At 67.9% G+C, this 452-nt stretch carries 1 protein-coding gene; it reads left to right on the top strand.

The features are described from left to right. A partial coding sequence (locus RGCCGE502_RS34385; RefSeq protein WP_016558847.1) for a M10 family metallopeptidase C-terminal domain-containing protein occupies positions 1–452 on the top strand: 452 nt, incomplete at both ends.

The raw sequence follows: 452 nt of genomic DNA, 5'->3' as shown, positions 1-452 counted from the left end.
TCTGCCGGTGACGGCGACGACCAGTACTGGGGCGGCGACGGCACCGACACGCTGGACTATGCGGTGGCGACGGCGAACCTGACGGTCGACCTCGGCAACGGCTTCATGCAGCGCGGCCAGGTGTCGGGCGGCACGTCGGGAGGCACGACCGGGACGGATGTGGTCTACGGCTTCGAGAACGTCATCACCGGTTCCGGCCATGACACGATCACGGCAACGGCCGCGGTCAACGTCATGGACGGCGGGCTCGGCAACGACACCTTCCGCTTCCTGTCGGCAGGCGCCGCCAATGGCGACACGATCCACGGCTTCCAGCCCGGCGACAAGATCGACTTTGCGGCGATCGACGCCAACAGCGGGATGGATGGGGTGCAGCACTTCACGCTGGCCTCGGGTGGTGCGCTGACGGCGGCCGGCCAGGTGGTGGTGACGCACGAGGTGCTTGATGGCAA

Source organism: Rhizobium grahamii CCGE 502 (assembly GCF_000298315.2).
Taxonomy (GTDB): domain Bacteria; phylum Pseudomonadota; class Alphaproteobacteria; order Rhizobiales; family Rhizobiaceae; genus Rhizobium; species Rhizobium grahamii.
Note: the sequence above shows the minus strand (reverse complement) of the source record. Positions and strands in the feature narration are given on the sequence as shown.